This is a genomic window from Butyricicoccus sp., from assembly GCF_050872565.1.
Taxonomy (GTDB): Bacteria; Bacillota; Clostridia; order Oscillospirales; family Butyricicoccaceae; genus Butyricicoccus_A.
Map to the genome: position 1 here is coordinate 1 of NZ_JBNMHC010000405.1, position 1,846 is coordinate 1,846.

The 1,846-nt window shown below is 45.9% G+C and carries 2 protein-coding genes; both read right to left on the minus strand.

The genetic code is table 11. From position 1 onward, the window contains the following. Positions 1-210: 210 nt before the first annotated feature. Entirely contained in the window at positions 211-561 is a 351-nt protein-coding gene (locus tag ACR0P9_RS11900; RefSeq protein WP_432620423.1) for a hypothetical protein, read from the minus strand. A gap of 207 nt (positions 562-768) precedes the next feature. Beyond that, the coding region (locus ACR0P9_RS11905) for a class I adenylate-forming enzyme family protein (protein ID WP_432620425.1) at positions 769-1,846 on the minus strand (1,078 nt) is incomplete at its 5' end.

A 1,846-nucleotide genomic window follows, 5' to 3' on the forward strand; every position in this document is an offset into this window, starting at 1 on the left:
GTGACCATTTGTTCTGCGATTTTGTCCGTCTGCTGTGCTTTCTTTGGTATCATCCTTTCTATTCTTGCCAGCACACCGGTCGGTTCAACCATTGTTGCCGTCAATATCATCGCTTTTGCGCTGTTCTGTGCAGTCGGCAAACTAAAAAATTAAAATCTATCGTATAAAAATGCCGTGTTTGAGAATTTTCTCAAACACGGCATTTTTTGTTTAAATTTCATTGTAATAACTGTACGTGATACTCTGCGCCAGAAACGCGACAACACCCACGATACCGATGCCAACAAATGAAACAGCGGATATATCCCAATATTTTCCCAACACGATAAAAATCATCATCAGTACAACGTCCAGCACATTCATAATATCATAGGTTCGGCTTTTGGATTTTAAGTTGATCATTTGGTTTCGCTCATCCATGGCTTCAACCTGTTCCTCAGCAGACGGCTTTTTAACGGCGCGCATGATAAGAACGATGCTGCTCACAACCAATAGACCGGCACAGATCCATTGCGTCTTCCCCTTTTCACCTACAGCCAAAGCGATCCAGATTACACTCATCCAAATCTGATTGATGCCGCCTGTCGCAGTTCTTTGATTCTTGTTTTCATATACGAGCCCTCGAATGTGAAGTTTGCTTCTTGTGAAGCCAGCTTCATGTTAGTACACGCTATTTTTCTTGTCAAGACATAAAAAAAGCTGTGTACAGAAAATCTGTACACAGCTTTACTTGTATTCGTTATATCTGGTTCTCCCCCATTTTGCGCATTACTTTCTCCTCAATACTCCCTCGCAAATCATCTTTGCCATGCCAATACGATTGGTCTTAAAGTGGAAGAACGGGCGCTCCGGCAGTTCAATAATTTCCACCGGCTGCATATAATCTTCCAAGCATTCTGCCACCTCATCACGAATATCATCCACGGTGTATCCGTCATTGAGAACAACGAACAAATATGGGACAAAACAATGATGATGTTCCGGATCCGGAAGGATAACGAAAAATTCATCGTCGATTCCCTCAATATCAGCATCTGCCAAGCGGTTTTCCATCGGAAGCGTCATCAGCTCTCCGCCGCCATAGCGCTGTGCAGAACCGCGCGTGAGCGTATAAATCGTGCCATCCTCCAGCATATAGCCAATATCACCGGTATGCAGCCATCTTCTGCCATCCGAATGAATTTTAATTGCCTTAGCCGTCGCCTTCGGATCATCATACCCAATCATCGTACCCGGGCCGCACTGACAAATCTCACCCACCGTGTTATAGGTCAGTTCTTGATCTGTACCCGGTTTGAAAATGGACATAAGCGTCAGCGGCATCGGCACACCAACATTGCCGTCCTTAATTGGATGCGGTGTCATTGGCAGCGTCATATTAGAACCTGCTTCACTGCATCCATATCCTGTGGTAAAGCGAATATGGCAGTTATGGTCATTCAAAAACTTCTGTGCGCGCTTGAGCTGGTTGTTATTATATGCTTCACATCCTGCGCCAGCGGCGAGCAGATGAGACATATCATAATCATCCGGAATGCGGCCGTTGCGCATGACAACCTCAATAAACATCGGGATCAGCGGCCAAGAGTTTGGACGATAGCGCATCAATTCCAAATCCACATCATTGGCATCGACAAACGGAGAAAGAATCAGCAGTTTGTTGGAAGCCAGCGGCATGAGCAGCATAGCGACAACTACGGCAACTAGTGCCGGCGGCAGCTGCGTAACCATCCATGTTGGACGGAAATCGCTGGCACCACCGTAGAAATTCATCTGATGCATATTACCAATCATCGTATGTGCAGAATGGATAACCTGCTTGGAAGGGCCGGTAGATCCGCTGGTA